At 54.6% G+C, this 25,892-nt stretch carries 24 protein-coding genes; 16 read left to right on the forward strand and 8 right to left on the reverse strand.

Annotated elements, in window-relative coordinates; genetic code table 11:
* The first annotated feature begins 48 nt into the window (after nt 1–48).
* The gene (locus HUO14_RS08790) at nt 49–1,047 is read left to right on the forward strand and encodes an AraC family transcriptional regulator (RefSeq protein ID WP_176279459.1); all 999 of its coding nucleotides are present in this window, start codon (nt 49–51) and stop codon (nt 1,045–1,047) included.
* 461 nt (nt 1,048–1,508) lie between these two features.
* Here the strand turns inward: HUO14_RS08790 and HUO14_RS08795 are convergent, their stop codons facing one another.
* Genes HUO14_RS08795 through HUO14_RS08805 form a run of 3 tightly spaced genes read right to left on the reverse strand, consistent with a single transcriptional unit; the run spans nt 1,509 to nt 6,416 of the window.
* Nucleotides 1,509–4,601 (reverse strand): efflux RND transporter permease subunit, encoded by a 3,093-nt coding sequence (locus HUO14_RS08795; protein ID WP_176279460.1) that lies wholly within the window; start codon nt 4,599–4,601, stop codon nt 1,509–1,511.
* Nucleotides 4,601–5,722, reverse strand: a complete 1,122-nt coding sequence (locus HUO14_RS08800; protein WP_176279461.1) for an efflux RND transporter periplasmic adaptor subunit — start codon at nt 5,720–5,722, stop codon at nt 4,601–4,603. Before HUO14_RS08800 ends, HUO14_RS08795 begins: the two co-directional genes overlap by 1 nt.
* Before the next feature lie 52 nt (nt 5,723–5,774).
* Nucleotides 5,775–6,416 carry a TetR/AcrR family transcriptional regulator gene (locus HUO14_RS08805; RefSeq protein ID WP_176279462.1) on the reverse strand — a complete coding sequence of 214 codons (642 nt, stop codon included), beginning with the start codon at nt 6,414–6,416 and terminating at the stop codon, nt 5,775–5,777.
* 93 nt (nt 6,417–6,509) lie between these two features.
* Here HUO14_RS08805 and HUO14_RS08810 point away from each other — a divergent pair, with 93 nt between their 5' ends.
* Complete coding sequence (locus HUO14_RS08810) at nt 6,510–7,931, forward strand: efflux transporter outer membrane subunit (RefSeq protein WP_176279463.1); 1,422 nt, start codon at nt 6,510–6,512, stop codon at nt 7,929–7,931.
* A gap of 251 nt (nt 7,932–8,182) precedes the next feature.
* Here the strand turns inward: HUO14_RS08810 and HUO14_RS08815 are convergent, their stop codons facing one another.
* The 4 genes from HUO14_RS08815 to HUO14_RS08830 all read right to left on the reverse strand — a co-directional run bounded on the left by HUO14_RS08815 (nt 8,183) and on the right by HUO14_RS08830 (nt 11,407).
* Entirely contained in the window at nt 8,183–9,358 is a 1,176-nt protein-coding gene (locus HUO14_RS08815; RefSeq protein WP_176279464.1) for an MFS transporter, read from the reverse strand.
* Entirely contained in the window at nt 9,355–10,281 is a 927-nt protein-coding gene (locus tag HUO14_RS08820) for an alpha/beta fold hydrolase (RefSeq protein ID WP_176279465.1), read from the reverse strand. Before HUO14_RS08820 ends, HUO14_RS08815 begins: the two co-directional genes overlap by 4 nt.
* The gene (locus tag HUO14_RS08825) at nt 10,278–10,586 is read right to left on the reverse strand and encodes a hypothetical protein (RefSeq protein WP_176279466.1); all 309 of its coding nucleotides are present in this window, start codon (nt 10,584–10,586) and stop codon (nt 10,278–10,280) included. Before HUO14_RS08825 ends, HUO14_RS08820 begins: the two co-directional genes overlap by 4 nt.
* 92 nt (nt 10,587–10,678) lie before the next feature.
* Nucleotides 10,679–11,407 (reverse strand): SDR family NAD(P)-dependent oxidoreductase, encoded by a 729-nt coding sequence (locus HUO14_RS08830; RefSeq protein ID WP_176279467.1) that lies wholly within the window; start codon nt 11,405–11,407, stop codon nt 10,679–10,681.
* A gap of 115 nt (nt 11,408–11,522) precedes the next feature.
* Between HUO14_RS08830 and HUO14_RS08835 the strand changes: the two genes are divergently transcribed.
* A complete protein-coding gene (locus HUO14_RS08835) occupies nt 11,523–12,122 on the forward strand; it encodes a TetR/AcrR family transcriptional regulator (protein WP_176279468.1) in 600 nt (199 codons plus the stop codon).
* Nucleotides 12,123–12,421: 299 nt separating this feature from the next.
* On the opposite strand, the gene HUO14_RS08840 is transcribed toward HUO14_RS08835, so the two are convergent.
* Nucleotides 12,422–12,883, reverse strand: coding sequence for an Lrp/AsnC family transcriptional regulator (locus tag HUO14_RS08840; RefSeq protein WP_176279469.1), 462 nt, complete (start codon nt 12,881–12,883; stop codon nt 12,422–12,424).
* Nucleotides 12,884–13,220: 337 nt separating this feature from the next.
* Between HUO14_RS08840 and HUO14_RS08845 the strand changes: the two genes are divergently transcribed.
* The 13 genes from HUO14_RS08845 to HUO14_RS08905 all read left to right on the forward strand — a co-directional run bounded on the left by HUO14_RS08845 (nt 13,221) and on the right by HUO14_RS08905 (nt 25,711).
* On the forward strand, nt 13,221–13,886 hold the full coding sequence (locus HUO14_RS08845) for a lytic transglycosylase domain-containing protein (protein WP_176279470.1): 666 nt from the start codon (nt 13,221–13,223) through the stop codon (nt 13,884–13,886).
* A complete protein-coding gene (locus HUO14_RS08850; RefSeq protein ID WP_176279471.1) occupies nt 13,883–14,248 on the forward strand; it encodes a TrbC/VirB2 family protein in 366 nt (121 codons plus the stop codon). The genes HUO14_RS08845 and HUO14_RS08850 overlap by 4 nt, the downstream gene beginning before the upstream one ends.
* 5 nt (nt 14,249–14,253) lie before the next feature.
* Nucleotides 14,254–14,598 (forward strand): VirB3 family type IV secretion system protein, encoded by a 345-nt coding sequence (locus HUO14_RS08855; protein ID WP_176279472.1) that lies wholly within the window; start codon nt 14,254–14,256, stop codon nt 14,596–14,598.
* Nucleotides 14,591–16,984 carry a VirB4 family type IV secretion/conjugal transfer ATPase gene (locus HUO14_RS08860; protein WP_176279473.1) on the forward strand — a complete coding sequence of 798 codons (2,394 nt, stop codon included), beginning with the start codon at nt 14,591–14,593 and terminating at the stop codon, nt 16,982–16,984. Before HUO14_RS08855 ends, HUO14_RS08860 begins: the two co-directional genes overlap by 8 nt.
* A gap of 39 nt (nt 16,985–17,023) precedes the next feature.
* Entirely contained in the window at nt 17,024–17,728 is a 705-nt protein-coding gene (locus tag HUO14_RS08865; protein WP_176279474.1) for a type IV secretion system protein, read from the forward strand.
* Nucleotides 17,729–18,016: 288 nt separating this feature from the next.
* Nucleotides 18,017–19,012 carry a TrbL/VirB6 family protein gene (locus tag HUO14_RS08870; RefSeq protein WP_176279475.1) on the forward strand — a complete coding sequence of 332 codons (996 nt, stop codon included), beginning with the start codon at nt 18,017–18,019 and terminating at the stop codon, nt 19,010–19,012.
* 10 nt (nt 19,013–19,022) lie between these two features.
* Entirely contained in the window at nt 19,023–19,379 is a 357-nt protein-coding gene (locus HUO14_RS08875) for a hypothetical protein (RefSeq protein ID WP_176279476.1), read from the forward strand.
* 3 nt (nt 19,380–19,382) lie between these two features.
* Nucleotides 19,383–20,069 (forward strand): VirB8 family type IV secretion system protein, encoded by a 687-nt coding sequence (locus HUO14_RS08880; protein ID WP_176279477.1) that lies wholly within the window; start codon nt 19,383–19,385, stop codon nt 20,067–20,069.
* A complete protein-coding gene (gene virB9 / locus HUO14_RS08885) occupies nt 20,066–20,926 on the forward strand; it encodes a P-type conjugative transfer protein VirB9 (protein ID WP_176279478.1) in 861 nt (286 codons plus the stop codon). Before HUO14_RS08880 ends, virB9 begins: the two co-directional genes overlap by 4 nt.
* Nucleotides 20,926–22,116: a type IV secretion system protein VirB10 gene (gene virB10 / locus HUO14_RS08890; RefSeq protein WP_176279479.1), complete on the forward strand. Its 1,191-nt coding sequence runs from the start codon at nt 20,926–20,928 to the stop codon at nt 22,114–22,116. The genes virB9 and virB10 overlap by 1 nt, the downstream gene beginning before the upstream one ends.
* Nucleotides 22,116–23,126 (forward strand): P-type DNA transfer ATPase VirB11, encoded by a 1,011-nt coding sequence (gene virB11, locus HUO14_RS08895; protein ID WP_176279480.1) that lies wholly within the window; start codon nt 22,116–22,118, stop codon nt 23,124–23,126. Before virB10 ends, virB11 begins: the two co-directional genes overlap by 1 nt.
* Nucleotides 23,098–24,933 (forward strand): type IV secretory system conjugative DNA transfer family protein, encoded by a 1,836-nt coding sequence (locus HUO14_RS08900; RefSeq protein ID WP_176279481.1) that lies wholly within the window; start codon nt 23,098–23,100, stop codon nt 24,931–24,933. The genes virB11 and HUO14_RS08900 overlap by 29 nt, the downstream gene beginning before the upstream one ends.
* Nucleotides 24,926–25,711: an LPD7 domain-containing protein gene (locus tag HUO14_RS08905; RefSeq protein WP_176279482.1), complete on the forward strand. Its 786-nt coding sequence runs from the start codon at nt 24,926–24,928 to the stop codon at nt 25,709–25,711. The genes HUO14_RS08900 and HUO14_RS08905 overlap by 8 nt, the downstream gene beginning before the upstream one ends.
* Nucleotides 25,712–25,892: the final 181 nt, after the last annotated feature.

Genomic DNA, 25,892 nt, shown 5'->3' on the forward strand with positions numbered 1-25,892 from the left:
TTACGAGATTGAAAGCGGACAGGTTCGCGAGTTGATGAAGGGACGATTATGCAGGAAACATATCCGCTCGCGCTAGGGCTGAACGCCTGCCTTATGCTCGGGGTCGACCCCGCAGAGATGCTACGGCAGGCCGGTCTTGGCGAACTCGATCCCAAGCAGGCCGCGGCTGGGGTGACGGCCGCGCAATATGTGACCGCGTGGGAAGCGATGGTCCGTCTGGCCGGGCGCGAGGATTTGCCGACTGAGCTGGGCATTGCCATTGCGCGCGGTCCGCTCGTTCCTGTGTTTCTGGCCCTGGATTGTGCGCCAGACCTTGAGCAGGGCCTCCGCCGGATCACCCGGTATAAGCGGCTGATCGGCCCAACCCGAATGCACGTTTTCGGCGATGAAGTGGCATTGACTGTAGAATACGAGAGCAGCGCGCCTGAACTGGAGCTGCCTGCCTCCATGTCGGCGCTTTATCTTGCATTTGTTGTCGAAAAAGCGCGGCTGATGACTGCGCGAACCGTGGTCCCGGAAGCGGCCACGCTCAAGGCTCCCGAAGGAGTGCGCCGTATACTTGCCCGGCATCTCGGCGTGATACCAAAATACGGTGAAAAGGCGGTGCTGAGCTTTTCGCGTGCCGATGCAACCGCGCCATTCCTGTCCGAGGCTCAAGGGCTGTGGCAGGCGATGGAACAGGATCTGGAGCGCCAACTCGCCGCCCAGGCCCGCACAAGCGACATGACCTCGAAGGTCGTCAGCGCGCTCGTTGCGCATCTCCCCTTGGGACACGCCGACGTGGTCACGGTGTGCGCAGAACTGGGAGTCAGTCGCAGCACGCTCCAGCGGCGTCTTAACGACGAAGCGACGACGTTCCAGAAGGTCCTCGATACGACCCGCAAAGACCTTGCACTGCGATACTTGACCAAGAGCACGCTCGCGAACGAAGAAATCTCCTACTTGCTGGCTTACAGCGATCCCAACAGCTTCTTCAGAAGCTTTCGCCGTTGGACCGGATCGTCGCCGAGCGAAGTCAGAAAACCGCCGGGCGAGGTCGCCCAATAGTGAGGATGGTGAGGTAAGCCGTATTTGCACGAACAATCGCCGCAAATGCAAAAGGCGACTATGTCTGGATGGCGGACTTCGCCTAGTCGAACATTTAGAAAATACAGCGAAAGTCTGCAAATGGGTCGGAAGCCGAATGGCAGCTTTCCGCCGTTTGACAACTGGAACCGGACAGTCAGCATACGGCCCAACAGCTTTCATACAGATATGATTTAATGAATGACTGCTATCCACCCTGTTTACGACATGCCATCAAAAAACAGCAAAATAAAGCGGCCTGTCGGCAATCGCCCCAATTCCAGTCATTCCTGAAAGCTCATCGTGATATCCGTTCTGGGCGCGAAAAGCTGACATTGAGCAAGCAAGCCCACCTTTAAGTGCAGTCGTTTATTAGAGTGATGCCAACAAATCAGCTTTAAACACATCGGTGTCATACACTTGAGTATCGAGCGAGCTAACGGTTACGGCTCCATCACCCGATCACGACGCCTAAACAAGGGCTCGCTAGCCAGTCCAAAGAAGACGGCGTAGATGGCCGGGACAACGAACAGGGTCAGCACCGTTCCGACAATGGTGCCGCCAATTAGAACCATGGCTAGCGGCCCCCAGAAGCTGGAAATAGTCAATGGCCCAAAGGCAAGAACGGCGGCGAGCGCAGTCAGCAATACCGGGCGTGAGCGTCTTACCGTTGCTTCAATGACCGCTTCACTTTCCGACAGTCCGCGCTCTTTTTCTATTCCAATCTGATCAACAAGAATAAGCGTGTTGCGCATCAATATGCCAGCGAGACCGATCAGGCCCAAAATTGCGTTAAATCCAAACGGCGCTCCAGTCACCACAAGGGCAATGACTGCTCCGATCAGCCCAAGCGGTGCAGTGATAAATGTCAATGCCATAAGCTTGAACGATCGCACTTGGAGTATGATGATAACCAGCATAACCAGAATCATGATCGGGAATATCGGTGCGAGCGCGGCACCAGCTTTGGCACTCTGCTCTATGCCGCCACCGGTTTCGATTTTATAGCCAGCTGGAAGCGATTTCTTGATTTCGTTCAGGTCAGGGAGAATCGCTGCTGACACATCGGGTGGCTGCAAGCCGGGATTAATATCGGCCCGTACGGAAAATGTCGGTTCGCGGTCTCGCGTGATGATCAGCGGTTCTTCATATTCAATCTCGATCGTTGCTACTTGACCAACGGTTACTGGATTGCCGCTTGCATTGCGGATTGTCAGGCCAGCGAGCTGCGACGGATCCCGTCTCGCGCTCTCGGTCGCGCGGATTACAACATTGCTGGTTTTGTCTCCGCGCCTAATCTGGGTAACGGGTACACCTGAGACCAGGGCTGCAACTTGCCGGCTGACATCAGCGGGTGTGAGGCCCAGCAACCGCAAACGATCTTGGTCGAAATTCAGTCGCATGATGGGGGCTGTGTTTCCCCAATCGAGATGAACATCATGTGTTTGCGGGCTGGCCGCGACAATCGCACGGACCTCATCGGCATATTTCTTGGTAAGATCGATATCCGGCCCGCTGACGCGAAACACTACGGGATAGGGTACCGGCGGTCCGAATAGCAGCTGGGTGACACGCACGCGAGCCGCCGGAAAACGACCATTTATCACGGCTTTTTCAATAATTCTCTTCAGGCCATCACGCGCGTCGACATCTTCTGTTTGGATAACCAGCTTGCCGAAAGATGGATCCGGAGATTCAGGGTTCAATGATAGGAAGAACCGTGGCGCGCCAGCACCAGTAAAACTCTCGACCCGCTCTACTCCAGGTTGCTTTTGAATAAATTTTGTTATGTCTTCGACGTTCGTTTCGGTGACATTAAAGCTCGTGCCCTTGGGCATCGATACTTCGACCAGTACCTCGGTCCGGTCAGAGCTTGGAAAAAATTGTTTGGGGATAACCACCGCGAGCAGCACCCCGGCGATCAACATCGCAGCAACTGTTACCGCGCTAATTAGCGGCGCTCGCCTAACACTGGCGGTTACCCACTCGCGCAGACGCTCGTAACGAGGTGTCGAATAAATTGCATCATGCCCGCCTTCGACCTTGGGGATATCGGGCAGCATTTTGACGCCGAGATAGGGCGTGAAATAAACTGCAACCACCCAGCTGGCTAGAAGAGCGAACGCTACGATCCAGAAAATATTGCCGGCATATTCACCAGCGGAGGACTGAGCAAAGCCGACTGGGAGAAATCCGGCAATTGTCACCAGAGTTCCACTGAGCATCGGTGCTGCAGTTGCATGCCAGGCAAAGGTGGCCGATTTTATGCGATCCATACCTTCCGACATTTTGACGACCATCATTTCAATGGCGATGATGGCGTCATCAACCAGCAAACCCAGCGACAGGATCAGAGCACCGAGCGTGATCCGGTCAAAATCCCGGCCGGTCACGAGCATGATCACAAATACGACGGCCAGCGTTAGCGGCACAGCGCAGGCCACGACCACGCCGACACGCCACCCTAAGGTCAGTAGACTGATTGCCATGATAACTGCGAGGGCAATGGCAAATTTCACCATGAACTCGCCATAAGCAGATTGGATATTTTTCGCCTGGTCGGCAATCTGTGTCAGCTCCAGACCGAGCGGCAGATTCGCTTTAATTTCCTCGGCCTCGTTTTTGAGCGTTTCACCCAGATCCAGTCCGTTAAAGCGGGGCTCCATAACAATTCCGACCAGAACAGCCGGCTTGCCTTCATGGCGAACGGCATAGGATGGCGGATCAGCATAGCCATAACGAAGCTCGGCAATATCGCCGATGGTAATCGTTCTGCCATTTGCAGAAACCGGTACCCGTCGAAGTGCATCCAGCTCGTCTGGAACGCCCGATCCACGAACTACTATAGTGGGCCCTGATGTCTGGAAGCTGCCGACTGGGACAACGTCATTCTGCTGTGCCAGACTATCTATTACTGCCTGCAGGGATATACCTAATGTTGCAATCCGCTCTGGCGCGATATCGACAAAGATATTTTGGGGTTCTTCGCCGATGATAACTGCCTTTTGTACACCGGGAAGTCCGAGCATTCGGCTGCGAATGCGTTCGGCTTCGATGACCAGATTGCGATTGACTACGTCTTTGCCGGTGATCGCAAATAACGCAAAATAGACATCGGAAAATTCATCATTGAAGAAAGGACCGATAACGCCATTCGGTAAGTTAGCGGCCTCATCAGAAAGTTTCTTTCGCGTCTGATACCATTGTTCCTGCACCTGTCCGGGTGGAGTGATGTCACGCAGTTCGAGCTGTAGTGTCAGAAAGCCGGGGCGTATCGTTGCCGTAACATGATCAAACCAACGCAGCTCCTGCATCCGCTTTTCAAGAGGATCCGCGACCAGTTCCTGCATCTCCTTGGTGGTTGCTCCCGGCCAGGCCACAGAGACCGCCATAGCTTTCACCGTAAAGCTGGGATCTTCAGCGCGGCCAAGCTTGAGAAACGCAAATATGCCAGCGGAGACAATCGCAATGATCAGGAATAGAGTGATCGCTCGTTCACGTACACCGATAGCAGAGAGGTTGAAACGGTCTTCCACTAGCGAGCGGCGACTTTGTCCGTAGTCTTGCGACGCGGCTTAGCAGCAACCCTGACCGCCTGACCCGATTGCAAAAGATGTGCGCCCATGGACACGATACGTTCGCCCTTGCGCAGCCCGCTGACTGCTGCATTTTCGCCATCAAGGAACGTTATGCTGACTTTTCTCCAAACAACTTTGCCATCCTTTTTGATAATCCAAACACCCGGACTGTCGTCTCGCTCAGCTACGGCGCTAATCGGAACATTATGGACTTTTTCGTTCGAAGTTCCGGAAAATTGCAGCGTGACCGTTGCCCCAAGTGACGGCTGAGCATCGATGATCCGGTACCGGGCTTGATATGTTCTGGTTGCCGGATCGGCAGCAGCCGATAATTCTCTCAGAGCAACCGAAAATTCACCGCCGCCATAAAGAGAACCGGTAGCATTGGCCGGAAGTTTGTCGCGATTTTGTTCCGGAATATCGACAATAACCTCACGCGGCCCGGATTGAGCAAAGCGAACGACGGGCGACCCAGCAGCAACCACCTGTCCACGATCCGCCAGGACATCAGTAATTATTCCTGAAGCAGGTGCATAGAGATTTGCATAGCCGCGTCTGTTGCCTTGTAAGCGGGCGTTCGATCTTGCCGCAGATGCATCCGCTTGCGCTGCTCTCAGCCGCGCCTGTGCCGCGAGATTGCCCTCGACAGCTGCATCATAGTCCCGCTGGGCAATGGCACCAGCTTCTGCGAGGCCGCGTAGCCGAATCTCATCGGCGGCAGCTCGCTGGGCGGTCGCGCGCGCGGCGTCCACCGATCGGCTAGCCGCTGTTGCCTGAGACTGAGATGCCTGCATCGTGGCGCTAAGGTCAGCAGCATCAATGCGTGCAATCAACTGGCCGGATTTAACTCGTTCACCGTTCTCGACACGGCGTTCGATAATTCGACCGCCCTCGCGAAATGACAAAACCGATTCGACTCGCGCTGCAACTGTCCCTGTCAGCACATTTCCCGCTGTATCACCATTTGCGCCGGTGACATTGAAAGCCCGAACCAAAGGAGCAGTTTCTGTTGTCGTTTCGCCTCCCGAACAGGAAACCAAAAAGGACATAAAGAGGGGGAGAAAAAATATCTTGTGCACGATCGGTCCTCGCTGTGAACCTTATCGGACTTAATCGGAGGTTACGTTTCAGTCAATCTGTAACTTCGATAGTTTTTCTGGCGGTAAGTGCGCGTAAGCAAAATCGGGCGATCAATTGCGCCTGATTTTCTAGGTCCATATCCATGGATTGCTCGAGTAGTCGAGGATCTGCATATGGACGAAGCGCCCAGAATACCGCTTCGACGACTTCTTCAAATTCAAGGTCAGGGTCAAATTCTCCAGAATCCATGCCGTCCCGGACGATATACTCCACAACGTCCTTGATTCTTTTCTTGTGCGCGGCAATCGAGGGCCAATCTTGCGTGATGCTTCTGGCAACTAGGTTGAGGAGTTTTCGATCAGCGAAAAACATACCCATACTCTCTTTGAGGGTCACTCGAAAAAGATCTCTAATTCTCTGGGATGCTAACGTCTTTGAACGTGCTACTGCCCATATCGCATCGGTGATTTCTTCAAGCGCTCGTCCGCAAACCGCGGACCCTATGGCATCTTTTGATTGGAAAAATTTATAGAGATATGTCGGCGCAACTTCCAGTTCTGCAGCTATCTTTGCAACGCTCGTCTCAGCAAAACCCTCATTGCGAAACATGGTGTGCGCCAAGGCGACTATCCGTTCACGCATGACGTGCTCGGCGGGACCCCGCTGGCCAGGCATGTGTTGTAATTCAGACATGATCCGCACTTTAGTTCGTACAAACCAGAAGGCAAGAGTATTGCAATCCGGTAACGAATTGTCTATTTCGTCACCAAGGAGTGTTAAACCTTCATGATCCCATATTCACTATCACTGATTCTTGCATCGTCGGCGGCTAGCATCACGCCGGCCGACTTGCCCGTGGTGCCGATTGCATCCGAATTTACAAATTTGGAAAGCAGACGACCAGTGGCCGCACCAGAGTCGCGCTGGTGGCAGTCTTTCAACGATCCATATCTCAATACTTTGATTGAGCAGGCTTTGCAGCAATCATTTGATATTGCAGAGGCCGCAGCGCGTCTTGATCGAGCGAGGGCTGGCATCAGATTCGCCGCCGGAGCGAAATTACCTGCGATTGCAGCATCTGCCGATGCCGCCGCCGTTCGCCTGTCAAAGGAAGATCCGGAATTCCAGTCGGTGAGCAATTTGCCGGGGTTTGAACGCAATGTTGATCGCTATTCTGTTTCTATTGGCGCGTCTTGGGAGCTTGATCTTTTCGGTCGGTTGGGCGATCGCGAGAAGGCAGCGGTCGCCGACACCGCTTCGGCCAGCTGGAAACTGGAAGCGGCAAAGCTCACGGTAACGACAGAAATCGCTCAGCGCTATATAACACTGCGTTTGCTGCAACAACGGAATATCGTTGCTGAGCGGCGAGCTTTTACCCTTTCCGAGCAGGCGCGCTTATCAGCGATGCGGGTAGAGCGCGGCGTATCTCCCGCAATCGAAAGGGATCGCCTCATTGCCGAAGCTCGAATCGCACGCTCTTCGGTACCGCCGCTTTTGGCTGCAATTGAAGATCAAATGGCCCGGATAGATGTGCTTGTGGGAAGGACCGTTGGTACTTCCCGTGAAGAATTGGGCGAAGCCCAGGCTTTGCCGACGGCTGGCGTTATCGACCTTGCCCTTGCACCAGCCGACCTACTCAACCGGCGTCCAGATATTCTGGCCGCACTGGCGAGCCTGGCAGCTCAAGACGCCCGTGTCGCCGGAGCCCATGCCGATCGTTTGCCGCGCTTCAATCTAGCTGGCCTGATCGGAACGATAGCAGGTGCCATCAATCCGCTTTTCGGTTCCGCTGCGCTTAATCTGCAGGGATCTGCTGGTATTAACTATACGGCTTTTGATGGAGGTCGCTCGCGAGCAAATCTTGATGTGGCGCGTGCTGATGTTGCGAGCGCAAGCGCGATTTACCAGCGAACCGTGCTTAGCGCGATTGCGGATGTTGAAGCAGCGGCCTCGGCCCGCGCGAGTGCAGAAAGACGTGCTCGGGATTTAACCGAAGCAGAAACGCTGCTAAGCAATTCCCTTGTGTCGTTACAATTGGCCCAGTCTCAAGGGGCAGCGTCGCTGTCGGACGTGCTCGACGTAGACCGGCGCTTGCAAGAATCGCGCGATACACTTGTTGTCGCACAGGCGGACAAACTGCTTGCGTCTATAGCCCTCGTTCAGGCTCTCGGCGGCGGAGCATCTGATGGTTACAAACAGACCAAATAGACATCGCGCTTGTTGAGATAAATGATCGCCATCTTGTTAAAAACAAAGATGAAAATAAAGCGTGCGCTTTATCGATGATGCGGTCGAGCCCAATTGGCTCGATCCAATGTCGGCGATGGGTGTAGAAGACGACATCAAAGTTTGCCGACACTACATTAAACTGGGGGCAACTGAATAATTGGACGCCAGCAAGTATCTCAAAGGAAGCCGTTTGCAGCCGGATTGCAGGTTCAGCGCTGGATAACTCAAGGCTATTTTGGAGATGTTCGTGCCGGACGACCCAATTCTCGTCCCAACCGGGAAATTAGCAACAACCCCAATGCAGCCGCCCCGGTGCCCGCGAGCCCTGTCCATGCCAGACTGCTAACCGCTGTGACCCCTCCGCCAAGCGATGCACCAATGCCCTGACCAAAATAGAGCATGGAACCATTGAGGGCGAATGCAATGGTCACCGCCGAACCGGCTGACTTTGCAATATTGGTCTGGATAATCGGCGACGTCGCAAATAGTGCACCTGCTCCCCCGGTCATAGCGACAAGTAAAATCGGCAAGGCAAATGTCCCCAAATCACTGACCATCAGGATGGTGAAGAGCAACTGGGTCACGGCAGTTGTGCATAGCAACATGGCAAGTGCCCGCTTGACTGGCAAACGCGCGAGCCATGCACCGAGCGGCAAGCCAAAAAGACTGCCCACACCAGTCGCAACCTGGACTGCACCAATAGCGGCACCTTCCAGACCGGTAGCTTTGGTGATCACCGGCCCGAGAAAACTCACCGTCGCAAAGGTGGCAGCGAAGGACAGCAGGGTGATCCCCATGAAGATCGGGTTATCACCGCGCAGGGCCGATCCGAAATTCTCGTCTCCCATTTGCGGCACATGCACATGCTTCGGCGCTGCGACGGCTATAATCAGAAGCGCCAACACGGACAGCCCTGATGCCAACCAGAAGGCGGCGCGCCAGCCATATGCATCGCCAAGCACACTGCCCAGAGGCATGCCGACAAGAAAAGCCAGCGTATATCCGGCCAGCACCGTCGCGATCGCCTGGGGACGATTGATCTCCGACACCATATTCACGGCGAGTGTAGTCGCTAGGGGAAGGGTGAGAGCAGCAAAAAGACCGCCAGCAAACCTGATCCCAGCAATCAAACCAAATGTGGGAGCAATGGCAGATGCCATATTCATGACCGTCAATATGGCCATGATAATGAGCAATAAACGCTTGCGGTCAAACCCGGTGGTCAGCCGGGCAAGGATCGGACCGCCAATTCCGCATGCCACGGCAAATACCGTCTGAAGCTGACCAACAGTCGGGACTCCAACGCCCAAGTCGATGGACATAGGTGTTATCAGACCGACATATACAAACGCGCTCGTGCCAAATGCAAAAGGCGCGAAAACCAAGCTGATCAGGCGCAGGTTCATGATGCAACAGGCCCGGATATCTGTTGGATAAAAGCGAGCAGCAGCGGAATCACAATTTCATGCGCATCTTCCTGAACATAATGACCCGCATCCTCGACGCGCGTAACATCGGCGTGCGGAAAATCACGCAGCCACATGCCCTCCAACGTTTCGATTGCAAAGGCCACATCCTTCATCGGCCAGACAATCTTAACCGGTTTGTCCGCAAAAGCCTTTGCCAGCTTTGCCCCTTCATGCGCGACGAAATCGCTGACCGGCCCTGTCGGTCCAGAGGGTATCTGACGAGGAAATGCGAGAACCCCGGCGCGTGAAGACCAAGTTGGGTGGGGTGCAAGATAGGCCGCCTTGTCGGTTGCGGTCAGACGCGACGGGTCGCTCAGCCCGGCGTTGAAAAGGAAACCGCGCACAAAAGCATGGGCGCCTTTTACGATCAGATCGCCGAGCAACGGCGCCTGAAAAGCGCGGATGATGCGCGGCAGAGGAACTTTCTTCAGTGGCCGCGTAAAAAAGGTGTTCAGGACAAATAGCCCAGCGACACGGTCCGGATGCCGCGCAGCAAATGTCAATCCAATCGGCCCGCCCCAATCCTGTACAATCATGACCGCATTTCGGATATCGAGCGCTGCCAGCAGAGCCTCGCACCGGCCCGCATGTTTGGAAATTGAATAGATGCCTTCACTGGTCGGCTTGTTGGAACGGCCAAAGCCCAGATGATCCATCACGATCGCGCGGTTACCTTGTGCAACAACCGCCTTGATAAACCTCCGGTACAGATATCCCCAGGTCGGGTTGCCGTGCACCATGATTATCGGACGGCCATCTTTCGGGCCTTCGTCGATATAATGCATTTTTCCGTCCGGCGTATCAAACCATTTGGGCTCAAAGGGCCATTCGCCACCAAAGGTCCAGTCGGTCTTGTTCATGCCGTTTTCCTTGCTGCGGCCAGACCAGCGAACCCGAATATCGCAACCAATGTCCACGGGTAGGGCGCAGGGGTCGTCCAGATGACGCTATTGCCAAATAGTGCCAGGCCAATCGCAAGTGCTGCAAAGCCCGCGCTGATCGCTGTCGCAAATACCGCAAGGATCAGATGCTCGCGTTTTCTGGCCGCCATTGCGAACATGATGGTCATCGCGATCACGGCTACCGATCCGACATGCCACGAAAAATGGTGGAGCCAGACAATATTCTGCGGAATATCGGAGTTATCAAGCGGTTCCAGAACCATTGGAGCGCCTAATATTTCATGTGCAAGCAGTCCGAGAAGACAGAGCGCAGCGGCTATGGAAAACAGCGATTTCGGAAGCTTTGGCATCAACGCTACCAGGTTTCACTAAACGGACGCAGGTCGAGTTCGTGTGTCCAGGCGGAGCGTTGCTGAGCGTGGATTGTCCAATAGGCGTCAGCGATAGCATCGGGATCAAGCGCGCCATCTGGCCCCAGATTATCCAGATAATCACCGAAATTGGTTTGCGCCCGATCACCGTTGACCACACCGTCGATGATGATGTGGGCAACATGAACACCCTTGGGGCCATATTCCCGCGCCAGCGACTGAGCCAGATTGCGCAGCGCCGCTTTGGCCGCAGCAAAATGACCAAACATCGGCTTGCCGCGCAGCGAAGCGGACGCGCCGGTAAACAACATGCTGCCTTCTCCTTGCGCTTCCAGAATTGGCATGGCTCGCTTGGCCGTTAGAAAACCGCCATAGCATCCAACACGCCAGTAAAACTCAAACTGCTCTGGCGAGAGGTCAGCGAACGGGATCGGCATATTATTGCCTGCGTTATAGATAACGGCGGCAAGCGCGCCCTCCCGTTCTCCCGCCTTGCTAAACAATGCATCCAGATCATCTTCTGATGTGACATCGGCTTCGATCGCTTCGGCTGAGCCGCCAGATGCGGTAATTTGAGCTGCGGTTTGTTCGACTTTTTCAAGTGTCCGTCCTGAAACGAAAACATGCAGATCCTCACGCGCAAATCGCCGCGCCAGGGCACCGCCCACGCCTTCGGGAAGCCCCGCGCCCAGAATAATGACTTTGTCTTGCATCTTGGTACCTCATTGGCTTTCTGGTTCAGGTGACCGCCCAGCTAAAGCGCGGTTTTTCGTTGCTGATCTGACCAGAGACTGTATAAGAACGATCATTCTATAACTGAGGTCACAAATGCCACGCCCACGACTGGAGTCAAGAGAAAAGCTGCTGCCGAATGCGATGATGCTGTTCTGGAAGAATGGCTATCACGCGACGTCGATTGATGATCTTGTCAAGGCAACGGCAGTGGCGCGCGGCGGCATTTATGCTGATTTTGGCGGTAAGGCCGAGATGTTCGAGGCTTGTCTCGATCTATATCGACAGGAAGTCGCCGCTCCTGCGATTGCCATCTTGAATTCGGAACATGCTGGGCTGGATGCGATTGAAGGCTATTTCTATCATTTCATTGATATGCACCGACGCCATGGTTTGCCCGGTCCCGGCTGCTTTATAGCCAATAGCATGACCGAAATTGCGCCGCATGAAGATGCCATTCGGACCGCCGTTAACGCACATAGCAAGGACCTCCATGCGGCATTTTTGGGGGCACTCAGTCACGCTGGAAGCCGATCTAATGCTAACTTGTCTCAAGCGACGCTCAATGAACTTGCTCTGTTTCTAGTCACATCCAGTCAGGGCCTTTGGTCTTATGCACGATCAGTAACCGATATCTCACTGCTAGAGAGTTATGTACGCTCTCTCATGGGCCTGCTCCACAGTCGATTTTCATAGGATATGTTGGTATCTGCTATCGGGAAGTGAAGCTGCCATTTGGAACTAGCTTTCCCTACGTCAGCTAATCACCCATTTGCGGTCAATATGGTGTAATCGCAGCGAGCTCAGGCAATGGCCGCTTTTAGCAACAAGCATTTTCCTTCGGAACGGCGGAAATTGGGCGCAAAGCAGAAGTAAAGTTTGATTAGCATTGACGGCGGCTACTGGGGCGGAAGCGGAATGTCTGCTTGTTCCGTCAAAGGCTGGATAATATCTCTCGGGAGATTGCGGAATACCAGCAACCATAGTTGCATAATTTACAATTTAGGGAGGCGCTTGACGACTGTGGATGACTGAATGATGGCGGTATCGACGGATGAGAATGGCAAAAAGCGATCCATAACAGTCTCCAACTCCTGCACATCACCGACCACCACTTTTGCTACAAAGCAATCTTCGCCAGTAACATGATCCGCTTCAACAATTTCCGGAGCGTCGACAAGCATTTGTGCCACTCTTTTTGCTTCTCCCGGCAAAGCACACAGTCGCACATGTGCGGCGACACCTAGTCCAAATACTGTGGGATCTACGATGATCGTATATTCGCGAATTGCTCCTGCATCTTCAAGTTTGTGAATACGCTCGGTAACGCTCGGACTGGACATTCCGATTTGCTCTGCGAGCTCCCGAACTGTCATTCGGCCATTGCCGACCAATGCGGCAATTATAGCTCGATCAGTTGCATCAATTGGCCGGGTTACATAGCGGCTTCGATTCATATTACACCTCTAGCTGGATGACACCGGCGAGGCCTTGAGATTACGAAGGCAAATGTTCGATTTTGCCTTATTTATCCTAAGTTTGAGCTAGAAATCGGGCTTACAGCGAACACACCCAGCGACAAGCAACTAGTCCGCAAGGTCAAAATTGAAGGTCAAAGCCCGTTATGGGTTTCGATTGGCAAGTCGAAACGGCTGTAACGCCTTCCTGAATCTATGGCTGAACAAATAAATCAGCATCTATAATTTGGAGGAGAAATATAAATCGGGAGTGAAGCGCAATGCAAAGCACCACAAGATTGGATGTAATAGGCAGAAACCTGGAGTGCGCCGAATAATGGCATACTCTACTGCAACTATTGTATCACTGGCACTTCAATGTGCTCCGTCGGTAGCGCCGGAAACGGTTGTCGCGATTGTTCGTACTGAAAGCCGCGGCCACGTCTTCGCCCTCAACGTCAACGGAGGGCGGCAACCGCGCCGTCAGGCAAGTGCTGCAGCAGCTGCTGCCACAGCTAAACGCTATGTTGCAGCAGGTTATTCAGTCGATCTGGGCCTTGGCCAGATCAATTCCCGCAATATGCGCTGGCTTGGTCTCACATGGGAAACGGTGTTCGACCCCTGCACCAACATTGCAGCATTAGGCCGCGTTCTTACTCAGAATTATAACTCGGTAAAAGCGGGGCGCGACCCACAAAGCGCCCTTCGTATTGCCCTCTCAATGTATAATACAGGAAGCCAATCGCGTGGATTTCGTAATGGCTATGTCGCCAAGGTTGTCGGCAATGCTGGCATTGCCGACAGTCAAGTATCTTATACCCCCACTGCATCGCAACCAATCGCGGAAACAAGCGGCGATCTGCGGACAACCATTGTCGCGGAAAATGCGGTGCAGCAGGCGCCACCTCGCCCTGCACCGCCCCCGAGATGGAACCTCTTTGAGCGTGCGGCTTACGAACGCGAAACCAAAGCTCTCGCAGAGAATGAAAGGGGTAGCATATGAGCATCATCCTAAATTTGGCACGGGGCGCTAAGGTGTGGCGCAAATCCCGCGCAGCAAGATCTAACCAGCTTCAAAACAAGCGCCAACGTGCGGTGTTCTGGAGCATAGCCCTATTGTCTGCGATGTTCATTTCGCTCGCGCTTCCCGAGCCAGCCTACGCACAAAACCTAGAGAGTTTTGCTAGCAACGTGCGCGGGCTTTTATCATCAACCCTCCTTCGGACACTGGCAGTCATCGCCGTAATTGTGACCGGCCTACTCTGGTTTACAGGCCGCGCCTCGACCGCTGTTCTGGTGACGGTCATTATTGGCATTGCCATAGTCTTTTCAGCGGATTCCATCGTCGGTCTGATTGCAGGCTGATGGCGATGAACGAGCAAACCGAAATTCTGACAAAGAACACGCTGTTCCTCGCGGTGACACGCCCGGCGCTCTGGGCGGGGATTCCAATTGAAGCGGCGGTGTTACTGTTAATCGCCAGCGCATCGGTACTGATTCAGAGCAACAGCCCGCTCTATGCCGCATTGATCGCGGCTTTTGGCTATTCAATTTCGCGGCTGATCGTGCGCCACGATGTCAATGCGTTTCGCCTGCTGTTCCTTTGGGGCCGGACAAAAGCGGGCAACCGGAACCGCAGCTTCTGGGGCGGCAGCAGCTACTCACCGCTGCCGCTTACAGGCCTGCGCCGTAAAGGTTTTGGTCGTCATGGGTAGATTGCTCGCCACCAAGAATGCTGTGCCGCTAAAAATAGCGCAGCGCGAGACAACGCCTGAAAAATTCTTACCCTATGCTCGCCATATAAACGATCAAATGGTGGCGCTTGATTCTGGTGACATCATGCTGACTTTCGAACTCACGGGCCGCGCCTTCGAGACATCGGATGTGCGTGATCTCAACGACTGGCATACTAAGATAAATGGATTGCTGCGTAACCTGCATGACGAACGACTGTCGATCTGGACGCATTTGATCAGGATGCGCGTGGATCAATATCCCGGCGGGGCATTCAAATCTGGTTTCGCTGCCGATCTGGACCTTGCCTATTTTGGCCGTATCAACCGGGAACGGATGTTCATCAACCGATTTTTCGTCAGCCTTGTCATTCGCCCTTCTGCAACGGGAAGCGACAAAATCATACAGCTCTTTAAGCGCAAGGTATCGAAGCAGGCGGACAAAGGTCCGCTGATAGACGAGGCACTGGTCGAACTGCTCGATGATAAAGCGCGCGATTTCGAAAAGCTCATGGCGCGCTGTCAGCCGCGCCGCTGCGGGATATATGAACATCGCGGATTGATGTTTTCCGAAACGATGGAAGTCGCAAACATGGTAATGACCGGACGTCATGTCCGGGTTCCCGTCGTGCGTGGGCATCTGGGCGGCGCGCTTTACCGCGCGCGCACAATTTTCGGCTCGGAAACTATCGAGGTTCGCGGTGCCGACACATCAGCCTTTGGGGGCATTTTCGGTATCCGCGAATATCCCGCGCAAACCACCCCGCGCCAGTTTGAGGCGTTGCTGTCAGTCGATTTCGGGTTCGTGCTGACACAATCTTTCACTTTCCTCGGGCGGGCGGCGGCAACCGAGAAATTCCGCCTGCGCATGACGCAAATGGAAAATTCAGGCGACCGGGCGGTCAGCCAGGCAGATGCGCTGATTGATGCAAGCGACGATCTGATGTCAAATCGCTTCGTTCTGGGCGATCATCATTTTACGCTTGCCGTTTATGGTACAAATATGCGCGCCTTGCGCGATCATATGTCTGTGGCCCGCGCCGCTCTTGCCGATACAGGCATGGTGGCGGCGCGCGAGGGAGCAGCGCTTGAAGCTGCCTATTGGTCGCAGCTTGTCGGCAATTTCGCGTGGCGCGCCCGGCCCGCGCCCATCACATCGCTCAATTTCGCAGCCTTTTCGCCATTCCATACTTTTCCTGCGGGACAGGCGAACGGCAATCATTGGGACGAAGCCATAGCGCTTCTCAAGACCAGTGCGCGCAGCCCCTATTTCTTCAATTTCCATAAAGGCGATCTAGGTCACACGCTGATCATTGGTCCGTCTGGCGGCGGTAAAACCGTATTGCTCAACTTCCTTATGGCACAGGCCGAAAAAACCGGCGCACGGCAGATATTCATCGACAAAGATCGCGGTGCGCAAATCTTCGTGCAGGCAAGTGGCGGCACTTATCTCGCATTGCATAATGGCATCGCCACAGGCTTCTCTCCGCTCAAAGCGCTGACTGACTGCGCCACGGATAAGAGCTTTCTGTCGATATTCATCCGCCAATTGGTTCGCGCCGACGGTAAGCCTATCTCGGTACAGGAAGAACGGCGTATCGAGGACGGCATAAATGCGGTCATGAAACTGCCTATCGGCGACAGGTCTCTAAGCGCACTCCGCTCAATGCTCGGTATGAAAGATGCAAGCGGCGTTGGCGCGCGGCTGGAAAAGTGGACGTCGGAAGGCTCGCTAGGCTGGGTGTTCGACAACGCGCATGACAGCATGACGCTTGATGCGCGGTTTGTCGGTTTTGATATGACCGACTTCCTCGACAATGCCGATATCCGCACACCCATCATGCTGTATCTCTTTCACCGGATCGACCAGCTATTAACTGGCGAGCGGATGATCATCTGCATCGACGAATTCTGGAAGGCATTAGGCGATGAAGCCTTTCGGCGCTTCGCGCAGGATGGCTTGAAAACTTACCGGAAGCGTAATGCTCTTATGGTGTTCGCCACACAGTCGCCAGCAGATGCGCTGAAAAGCGACATAAGCCATTCTATCCTCGAACAGGTCGCAACCAAGGTCATGCTACCAAATCCATTTGGTGCGCGTGGCGATTATGTTGACGGGTTCGCACTGTCAGAAGCCGAATTCAAACTTGTGCGCGAGGACCTCTCGCCTGAAAGCCACAAGTTTCTGGTAAAGCAGGGCCATGACAGCGTGGTGGTCGAACTTGACCTGAGCGGGCTCGATGACGCGCTGGCCGTCCTTTCTGGCCGCGCAGAAACAACAGCGCAAGTCGATGAAATTATTGCCGAGGCAGGAAGCGATCCTGCCATCTGGCTTCCCCTCTTCCATAGCCGGAGGCGTCCCAGCTGAACCCACCCAAGACGCTGAAACAAGTAGAAAGGTAAGACGATGAAGAAATTGACACAGCTACTAAGCGCAACGCTGCTTTTCGCAGCCCCCTTGCCCGCCTTTGCCCAAGGTATGCCCGTCCATGACAGCGCCAGCCTGATCCAGCAGATCAATACCGTTCGGCAAGCCTTGCAAATGGTGGAGCAAGGCAATGAGCAAATTGCCGAAGCGCAAAAGCTCTATCAGGACTTGAACAAGCTTACCGATATTCCGGCATTGGCACAGCAGCTGAAAACCGATGCGCTTCGCGAACTCGATACATCAAACGGTTCCCTCGAAGGGTTTGGAAATGGCGATCTCAATGTTGTTGGCGCGGGCCGCGCAAAGGCCGATGAAGTCTATCGCGGACTTCTTGACCGGCTTGGTCTGGCAGGCTCGGAGCAGTCGCGCGCTGCCTTTGATCTTAATGCCCGTAATATCGGTATCAATGCTGGTTTGGCGGAAAATGTCGGCTCCGCTGTTACCTCAAGAGCGCAAGGGCTCGACCAACTTCGCACACGTTTGGCGACCGCATCCACAGCCAAGGAAGTTGCTGATCTGACCGCGCGGTTGCAACTGGAATCTGCCGCCATGCAAAATGACCAGCTGCGCTTGCAGGCCATCGCTTTGCAGCAACAAGCACAGGAACGCGCTCGCGCTGCCGAGGGTCAAGCCGCCTTGGCACACAAGCTTGATGAAGCAAGCCGTTACTACCGGGGGCAATGACTATGCGGGCCGCATCGCTGACGATCCTGTTGTTGCTCGCGGGGTGCGGCGCGTCTGAGAATTCGGACGGGACTGACGGCGATATGCCAGCCAGAACTTGGAAATATTATGCTGCCCACCCTGCCGAGATCGAGCCAATGCAGGAAATTTGTCGGCGCTGGGCAGGCTCGAATACTCCTACGAGCGCGCAGCCTGCGGTGGTCACGACCAACTGCCGCGTAGCAGCATTCGCCAAGTCACAGCTTCAACTGACCCAATAGAAACCAACCAAAAGGACCATGTGCCGAAATGGATTTTAGCGATCATGTTTTTACCACGATGTTTGAGGCGCTTAATACCGCCTTGGGCGCGATCGTTGGTAAATATGCTGCTATAATCGGCATTGTATCGCCTGCGCTGCGGATCGGCATCGTGATTTATATTTCGCTGCTGGGTTACGCGATCATGCGCGGGGCTGTGCAATATCCATTCCGTGAATATGCTTATCGCGGCTGCCAGCTCGCGTTTCTCTATTTCGCCGTCACATCGCTTTACGGAACCCAGATCGGCATGTTTGCGCTTGGCGGCCTGCCAAGCCAGTTCGCAACGGCTCTCGGCGGCGCAGATGTGGGCGGTCTTGGCGGTTTTTATGACAAGCTGGCAGGCACCGGCTTTGAAACCGCTAACACTATGCGCAAGATCGCGGCCAATTATCAGGAAACGCAAGGCACGCTTCCCGATATCGGCTATGCTGTCTTTTCAGGCTTTTTGGTGGTGATGGTCCTCATAGCCACCTTGCTATGCTCAGCTATCGGTTTTGTTATCAGCGCATTCGGCCTGTTTGCCTTGGCCCTGCTGTCGGTGGTCGGCCCGCTATTTGTCGCGGCACTCCTCTTCGAGTCCACGCGCGGATATTTCTTTGCCTGGCTGGGTGCGTGCATCAATTATCTGATGCTGATCGTCTTCGCGCTCGTTCTGACGCTGTTTCTTACGCAGACCGGCGAAGCAATCATCGCCACAATTTCAGAAAATGACGAAATCGGCATGGCTGCGATCAAGGCTCTCGCCTTTTACGCGCTCGGCTTTTTCTTTTTCCTGCAAATTCCGATGCTAGCCGCATCCCTAGGTGGCGGTGGCCCTGCCCTCGCCAACCAGTTTGCCTCGGCAATCGCAGCAGCAGGCGGGTTTGTCATCGGGCGCGGCGCGACCGGAGCGCAGGCAACAAGCCGCGCCATCGAACGCGGTTTCGCGCGCGGCATCGCAAGAATGCGGACATCAGGTTCGGTCAGTCGCGGAACAAATTGAGGAGCAAATTATGCGTAACCAAATCATAGCTTTGATTGCCGCCCTGGCGATTTCTATACCTGCCAGCCCTATTGTAGCTGCACCAAAGTCGCCCAAGCTCTCAAAGTGCGACGGTAAGAAGCGCCGCCCGGCCAACCCTCACGGCTCTATATTGCCGACCGTCGATCCCGAGACTGGCACGTCAACGCCTGCAGGGCAGCCGTCTGTTAATGAACCGGGCAAAGAACCGAAACGTGAAGGTGTTGAAGTATTCCCGAGCAAATCATCCGCGCTCCCAAAACCAGCAACAAGGCCCAGCACCAAGACCCAAACCATAGTCCCACCTATCAGCAGCGCGCAGCAAAAGCGCGTTTATCAGAGTTGCTGAGCGATGGCTGGCGGCGTCACCGACAGAGATGATCTCAAAGCCTATTTTGCGGAAAGCGCAAGCTGGGACCGCGACCGCTTTGTTGCAGCGCGGCGTTCGAAAAGGCTCGCGTGGATAGTTGCTGCGATTGCCAGCGGTCTTGCGATTACCGGCGTTGCCGCTGTTGCAATGCTGACGCCGCTTAAAACTGTCGCTCCCTACGTTATCACCGTGGATAAGGCGACCGGCGCTAGCGAAATTACCGCGCAAATGTCGGGCGATAACCAGATCACTTATAATGAGGCGGTCGCAAAATATTTTCTCGCCGATTATGTCCGCAACCGCGAGGGCTGGATACCGCAAGCACGCAAAGAGTTTTTTGAGGGCGTGCTGGCAATGTCGTCACGCGAGGAACAGGCACGCTGGACCGCCTTCTATAGCAAAGACAATGCAAGCTCTCCGCAGAACGTCTTTACCGATCTTGATACGGTATTCATCGCGGTTAAATCGGTCACATTCGTCTCCGAAAACGTCGCGCAAATACGCTTCACTAAATCGCTCCAGCAAGGGTCGCGCGTTACTGACACGCAGGCCATCGCAACCGTGACCTACGATACCACGGACACACCAACTACCGAACAGCAACGGTTCAAAAATCCGCTGGGGCTGGAAGTGCAAACTTACCGCGCTGATCTGGAGGTCACACCATGAAAAATCTAAGAAACTTCACCCTATTGGCGCTGCTGCTTAGCGGATCGCCAATAATGGCTGGTGAAACCCCTCAGCCAACGGCGCAAGACAACCGAATCCGCGAAGTCATCTATGACGAAAATCAGGTCTTCCGTATTGTCGGAGTTTTTCGGTCGGCAACCCAGATCGTATTTTCTCCGAGCGAACGCGTCGAGCATGTCGCGCTCGGCGACACGATCTCCTGGGAAGTTGCCCCGGCTGAAAATTCATTGTTCATCAAACCTCGCGAACGAGCTGGCCCGACCAATCTGATCGTCATAACGCGTTCAAACACAGGAAACCGAACCTATACATTTGAGTTGAGCGCACGCCGGGGAGCAATCGCTGAGAAAACCGCCGACACCTTTTTCAAGGTTGCGTTCCGCTATCCGCGCGAAGAGGCAGCAGCGGCGCAAGCTGCTGCAACGCAGGCAGCATATACTCAGGCAGTAGCGCTCCAATCCGGAGCAATCCGTTCGGCGCTTGATCTTGGTGTTCTCGAAGGCGCGCGCAATCTAAAATATAGCGTGCAAGGATCATCGGAAATCCAACCTTCCGAAATTACTGACAACGGGCAATTTACCGCCCTGCGTTTTCCAAACCAGCGCGAATTACCTGCAATATTTGCAATCAATCCGGATGGCACTGAGAGCATTGTTCCGTTTGATGTTCGCGATGAGTTTGTGGTTGTTCACGGCGTGTTTGCGCAGCTTCGTTTGCGGCGCGGCAAGAAAGTGCTGTGCATCTTCAATGACGCACCTGATTTTTATGGACGCGATCCCAAGACCGGCACGGCATCAAGCGTCGTTGAACGCACAGATGATGGGGAGACACGGTGATGGCCGATACAGCCAATGACGTCGGAGCCGCTGAACGCGCTGAAGTCGATCAAACCCCTAACCCAGACGAAATTGACCGCAGCCCTTCTGGCGAACGCGGTAGCAAAATGCCGTCTATTCCCGGCACCACTGTGGACCCGAAAAAGATGATCGGCTTTGCCGCCGCCGCTGGTGCGCTTATGTTTACGGTACTGGCACTTGGAACCGGGCTAACCGGCAATTCAGAATTGCCGCCCGTAAAACCAAAACCAGCGCTTGAAGCGGCAGACTATGACCCGGCCACGGTGATTGCACCGACGCTCGCAGAAGCTGGAACCGATCCCAATGCGCCTATTCCATTGGGGGAACCGGTTGTTCCAGCTATTGGCCCTCAGCCCCTGCCCCCACAGGGCCAAGCGACAACTACCGTGCAGCCGCGTCAGCAATCGCCAGCTGAAGCGCTGCGAGAAGCTTCGCGGCAGTCAACACTTATTGCCTTTGGCGGTGAGCGCGCTGGTGGAGGCAGTGCAGCCAACTATAACGCGGCTGTTAGTGGAACGAGCACCGGAGAGGCTTCACCCCGGCAAGCCACCAATCTTGATACGCTCCGGCGCGCGTCGGTAATCGGACAGGCTCGGGCACGCCAGCTTCCCAACCGAAATTTCCTGATTACCGCGGGAAGCTTCATTCCGTGCGTCCTGCAAACCGCGATGGATTCAAGTCAGCCCGGCTATGTGAGCTGCATTGTCCCGCGCAATGTCTATTCCGACAATGGCCGGGTTGTGCTTCTGGAAAAAGGCACGAAGATCTTTGGCGAATATCAAGGCGGCCTCAATCGCGGACAATACCGCCTGTTTGTCCTCTGGACGCGCGCAGTAACACCGCGCGGCATCGCGATTGATGTCGGCTCGCCGGCAACCGACGCACTTGGTCGCGGCGGTGTTGATGGTAAAGTCGAAAATTTTTTCTGGAAACGATTTGGCACCGCTTTGCTTTTTAGTCTTGTCGAGGATGCAGCGACCGTTGGAGCAGAAGCGGTCGGCAATAATGGCTCGAACACAACCCGTGTTCCATCTGACGCAGCCTCCACCGTCTTGCAGCAGAATGGCGACATCAAACCGGTCCTGCGCAAAAATCAGGGTGAGGACGTTGGAATAACCGTCGCACAGGACTTCGATTTCTCGGCCGTTTACGGCCTTGCGCTTAAATAATGGCCGCGCCGGGTAAAAACACCGCTGTTCTGGACAGCGTGACCCAACCTTTAGCTAAATATCTGGATGATGCGAGTGTCACCGAACTGGTTATCAATCTTCCCGGTGAGGTCGGCATTGAGCGGGGCGGACGCTGGACATGGGAAAATGAGCCATCGCTCGATTTCAAGACGCTGATGGCGCTGGCAACTGCTGCAGCGGCCTATACAGCGCAGGATATTACTCGCGAAAATCCGATAGTTTCAACCATCTTTCCAACTGGTGAGCGGGTGCAAATCATTGTCCCGCCGGTTGTCCCCGATGAAACGGTCTCAATCACCATTCGCAAACCATCAAGCGTGTCCCTGACACTGGATGATTTCGAGGCAGCGGGCTTGTTCAACAACACACGGATTGCTGAAAAGAAAGTGAGCCAGCATGAGTTAGACTTACTCACACTGCTGCGCGCAGGTCATCATGTCGAGTTCTTCGATGCTGCGGTCAAAGCAAAGCTGAATATTCTTATCTCGGGTGCAACCGGCTCTGGCAAAACGACTTTTTCCAAGGGGTTGATCCAGCTAATCCCTTCCGAAGAACGGCTCTTAACTATCGAAGACACGCGCGAATTGATCGTTCCCCAAAAGAATGTCGTTCACATGCTCTATGCAAAGGACGGGCAAGGCACCGCCAATGTTACTGCCAAGCATTTGCTGGAAAGCGCGCTCAGGATGCGCCCTGATCGTATCTTGCTTCAGGAGCTGCGGGATGGGACGGCGTTCTTTTACCTGCGCAACGTCAATTCAGGGCATCCAGGATCGATTACCACTATCCATGCCGATTCCGCCGAACTGGCGTTCGAGCAGCTGACTTTGCTGGTCAAGGAAAGCGAAGGCGGCTCCGATCTTGCGCGCGATGATATTCGGGCATTGCTAAAAATGCTCGTGGATTGCGTCGTGCAAATCAAAAAGACTGACGGCAAATTTCGGGTAACGGAGATCTATTATGACCCAGAAGGCAGGCACGCCGCCTGACGGCGGGGCGTTCAGATTACTCATCGGAATCCCGTTTGGGCTACTTATTGCGCTCGCCATAGCCAGTATGATTGGGTGGCTTATTCTGGGTCTGCCCGTCAAAGCCTATGATCCGCTCAAAATTCCCCAGTTCGTCTGGTATTATCGCGGCGATCCGCAAGTTGTGCGGGCGATGGCGGGTGGTTTGATCGGCGGGGGCTTGCTCCTGATTGGCCTAATCTATGCGCTTTGGGCGCGCGGTGCGCCGCTGCATGGAGCTGCGCGCTTTGCCCGTGAAAGCGAGATAAAGCGCCACGGCTTTCGCGCCCGCTCCGGTATCGTTCTTGGCCGCAAAGGCGGACGTTTCCTGACCTTTGGTGGCAGCGAGCATGTCATCGTCGAAGCTCCAACCCGCTCGGGTAAAGGCACCGGTATTGTCATTCCCAACCTGCTGACATGGCAAGGCTCGGTTGTCGTCCTTGATGTAAAGCGCGAAAATTACGACGCCAGTGCGGGGTTTCGCGCCCATTACGGTCAGGACGTCTATCTGTTCAATCCAACCGACCGTGAAGGTCGCACTGCCCGTTACAATCCGCTGGCCTATATCAACCGCGATGATCCAGATGATGTCATCATCGAATTGCAAAAGATCGCAACAATGCTGTTTGTTGCGCCCGACCACGGCGAAGCATTTTGGGCTAACGGCGCGCGCACCGGATTTGCAGGCGTCGGCGCGTGGCTTGCCGATACAAGCGACGAGCCGCTGACAATGGGCGCAATCTATCGCCACCTCACCGAAGGCGATGCACGAAGTTTTTTCAGAAAAGAATTGGCCGATCCCAAACTAAATCTGTCGGTCGGATGCCGAACGGCACTGGCTGATTTTGCTGGTGGCTCCGACAATAGCTTTGCCGATGTCAAGAAAACGATCACAAACGTCCTCGGCCTTTGGCTCAATCCCTTGGTCGATTCCGCCACAGCGGCAAGTGACTTCGATCTGCGTGATCTTCGTAAGCGCCCTATGTCGATCTATCTCGGGGTATCGCCCGATGAACTGGATCGCATTGCACCGCTCTACAATCTGCTGTTGCAGCAGCTTATTGACCTCAACGTGCGAGAGCTACCGGGTGAGACCACGCCGATACCAGTGCTGGTCATCCTTGATGAATTCGCCCGGCTTGGCCGCGCTTCGGTGATTGCCAGCGCCTTTTCCTATGTCGCAGGTTACGGGATCAGGCTCCTTCCGGTCATTCAGTCGCGATCGCAATTGCGCGGCGTCTACGGCGAGCATGTCGCCGATGAAATCGTAGCCAATTGCGGTGTCGAAGTGGCATTTACGCCCAAGGAGCTGCGCGTTGCCAACGATTTGTCCGAACGCATCGGCTATGTGGGACAGGAAAGCGTCACCAAATCGCTCACCATCAATGGCTTGCTCGCTAACCGCTCCAAATCCATGTCCGAACAGCGCCGCGCGCTGATGTTGCCACAAGAATTGATGCAATTTTCTGCGGAGAAACTTATCCTGCTGCGCGGCGGTATTCCGCCGATCATCGGCACGAAAATCGCCTATTTCAGTAGCCGCTTCTTCAAAAAGCGAGCTATGGCCCCGCCTGTAGTTCCGGCCATTGAGCGCCGAGCACCTAATGCTGCCAGCCCCGCTTCATTTCGGGAAATGAGCGACGAAGAGGCTGAAGGAAATCCAGCATATCCGCTGAATCCCAAGGACATAAGAACAGAAGATTATCCAAGCGCGCTCGCCGATTTGTTGACCATTGATCGCGAAGGCAAGGTGCAAGGCATTTTAGAGGAAGGCGATGAGCATGGCTGACGAATTAGAAGGCGCTGCCCCGCGCGCGCGTAGCCTTGATGGCAAAAGGGCGCCCGAGAAGGCAAAGTCCGTACCGACCAAGCCCAAGCGCAAAACGGAAAAACCGACCATCACCGACGATCTCACCGGTAAATTTCTGCGGGTCGGCAACAAGCTCTACCGGACATCGGATGATAGTACTCCGATTGTACGTCTCGAAGCCGGCCGGCTCAAGACCCGCAATATCGACGCCCTGCCCGACATTATCCGTATCGCTAAGGCCAACGGCTGGACCTCGGTAAAGATCAACGGCGGTGACAAGTTCAAAAAGGCAGCATTTCTAGCTGCTGCTGCGCAGGGGCTAAAAGTAGAAAATTACAAACCGTCCAAAATTGTTCGTGCCGAAGCTGACCGTCTGCAAGCAAGAATTGCGGAACGCGAGAAGCGGCGTGAAGGCAAAAAGCCGGTCAACAAATCATCGGGTGCGGCGGAGGCGACAACAACATTCAAAGCCCTTTCTGATCGCTTCTTAAAACAGTCTCATGAGGAAAATGCGCGCGACCCCGAACTGCGACGCGCCCAGAGTCTGGTCGCCCAAACCATTTCGATTACACGCGCGAAATATCTGAATGATCCGGTAAAGGCGTCAACGGAAGTTGAAGCGAAACGTCAGGATGTAGCGCGCCGCATTGCTAGCGGAGATAATATCGCCGCCATTCAGGTCCGCAACCAGCAGGCCCAGCGCGTGCGCGAAATTACACAAGATCAGACATTGCAGCGCGAGGGGCGTACTCGTTGACGCAGCCGTAATGGCATCCAACGACAACTTCAAGGCAAGAGCGGCAATAAGAACCAAGTGAACCGCCCCGGTATTGCCGGAGGCTCCAACTCTTGAGTAGAAGGAGCCATTATGAACAAAACAACGAACAAATTTGCACCGGAGGTTCGCGAACGTGCGATCCGTATGGTGTTGGATCACC

This window comes from Parasphingorhabdus flavimaris, from assembly GCF_013371215.1.
GTDB classification, from domain to species: domain Bacteria; phylum Pseudomonadota; class Alphaproteobacteria; order Sphingomonadales; family Sphingomonadaceae; genus Parasphingorhabdus; species Parasphingorhabdus flavimaris.

What these genes read in the sequence shown, in the direction of transcription:
- HUO14_RS08830 (WP_176279467.1), bottom strand. Translation starts at nt 11,407, where the DNA reads ATGCAAGACAAAGTCATTATTCTGGGCGCGGGGCTTCCCGAAGGCGTG.
- HUO14_RS08880 (WP_176279477.1), top strand. Translation starts at nt 19,383, where the DNA reads ATGGCTGGCGGCGTCACCGACAGAGATGATCTCAAAGCCTATTTTGCG.
- virB9 (WP_176279478.1), top strand. Translation starts at nt 20,066, where the DNA reads ATGAAAAATCTAAGAAACTTCACCCTATTGGCGCTGCTGCTTAGCGGA.
- HUO14_RS08900 (WP_176279481.1), top strand. Translation starts at nt 23,098, where the DNA reads ATGACCCAGAAGGCAGGCACGCCGCCTGACGGCGGGGCGTTCAGATTA.
- HUO14_RS08820 (WP_176279465.1), bottom strand. Translation starts at nt 10,281, where the DNA reads ATGAACAAGACCGACTGGACCTTTGGTGGCGAATGGCCCTTTGAGCCC.
- HUO14_RS08860 (WP_176279473.1), top strand. Translation starts at nt 14,591, where the DNA reads ATGGGTAGATTGCTCGCCACCAAGAATGCTGTGCCGCTAAAAATAGCG.
- HUO14_RS08825 (WP_176279466.1), bottom strand. Translation starts at nt 10,586, where the DNA reads ATGGTTCTGGAACCGCTTGATAACTCCGATATTCCGCAGAATATTGTC.
- HUO14_RS08810 (WP_176279463.1), top strand. Translation starts at nt 6,510, where the DNA reads ATGATCCCATATTCACTATCACTGATTCTTGCATCGTCGGCGGCTAGC.
- HUO14_RS08840 (WP_176279469.1), bottom strand. Translation starts at nt 12,883, where the DNA reads ATGAATCGAAGCCGCTATGTAACCCGGCCAATTGATGCAACTGATCGA.
- HUO14_RS08850 (WP_176279471.1), top strand. Translation starts at nt 13,883, where the DNA reads ATGAGCATCATCCTAAATTTGGCACGGGGCGCTAAGGTGTGGCGCAAA.
- virB10 (WP_176279479.1), top strand. Translation starts at nt 20,926, where the DNA reads ATGGCCGATACAGCCAATGACGTCGGAGCCGCTGAACGCGCTGAAGTC.
- HUO14_RS08855 (WP_176279472.1), top strand. Translation starts at nt 14,254, where the DNA reads ATGAACGAGCAAACCGAAATTCTGACAAAGAACACGCTGTTCCTCGCG.
- HUO14_RS08875 (WP_176279476.1), top strand. Translation starts at nt 19,023, where the DNA reads ATGCGTAACCAAATCATAGCTTTGATTGCCGCCCTGGCGATTTCTATA.
- virB11 (WP_176279480.1), top strand. Translation starts at nt 22,116, where the DNA reads ATGGCCGCGCCGGGTAAAAACACCGCTGTTCTGGACAGCGTGACCCAA.
- HUO14_RS08870 (WP_176279475.1), top strand. Translation starts at nt 18,017, where the DNA reads ATGGATTTTAGCGATCATGTTTTTACCACGATGTTTGAGGCGCTTAAT.
- HUO14_RS08865 (WP_176279474.1), top strand. Translation starts at nt 17,024, where the DNA reads ATGAAGAAATTGACACAGCTACTAAGCGCAACGCTGCTTTTCGCAGCC.
- HUO14_RS08835 (WP_176279468.1), top strand. Translation starts at nt 11,523, where the DNA reads ATGCCACGCCCACGACTGGAGTCAAGAGAAAAGCTGCTGCCGAATGCG.
- HUO14_RS08845 (WP_176279470.1), top strand. Translation starts at nt 13,221, where the DNA reads ATGGCATACTCTACTGCAACTATTGTATCACTGGCACTTCAATGTGCT.
- HUO14_RS08815 (WP_176279464.1), bottom strand. Translation starts at nt 9,358, where the DNA reads ATGAACCTGCGCCTGATCAGCTTGGTTTTCGCGCCTTTTGCATTTGGC.
- HUO14_RS08905 (WP_176279482.1), top strand. Translation starts at nt 24,926, where the DNA reads ATGGCTGACGAATTAGAAGGCGCTGCCCCGCGCGCGCGTAGCCTTGAT.
- HUO14_RS08790 (WP_176279459.1), top strand. Translation starts at nt 49, where the DNA reads ATGCAGGAAACATATCCGCTCGCGCTAGGGCTGAACGCCTGCCTTATG.
- HUO14_RS08805 (WP_176279462.1), bottom strand. Translation starts at nt 6,416, where the DNA reads ATGTCTGAATTACAACACATGCCTGGCCAGCGGGGTCCCGCCGAGCAC.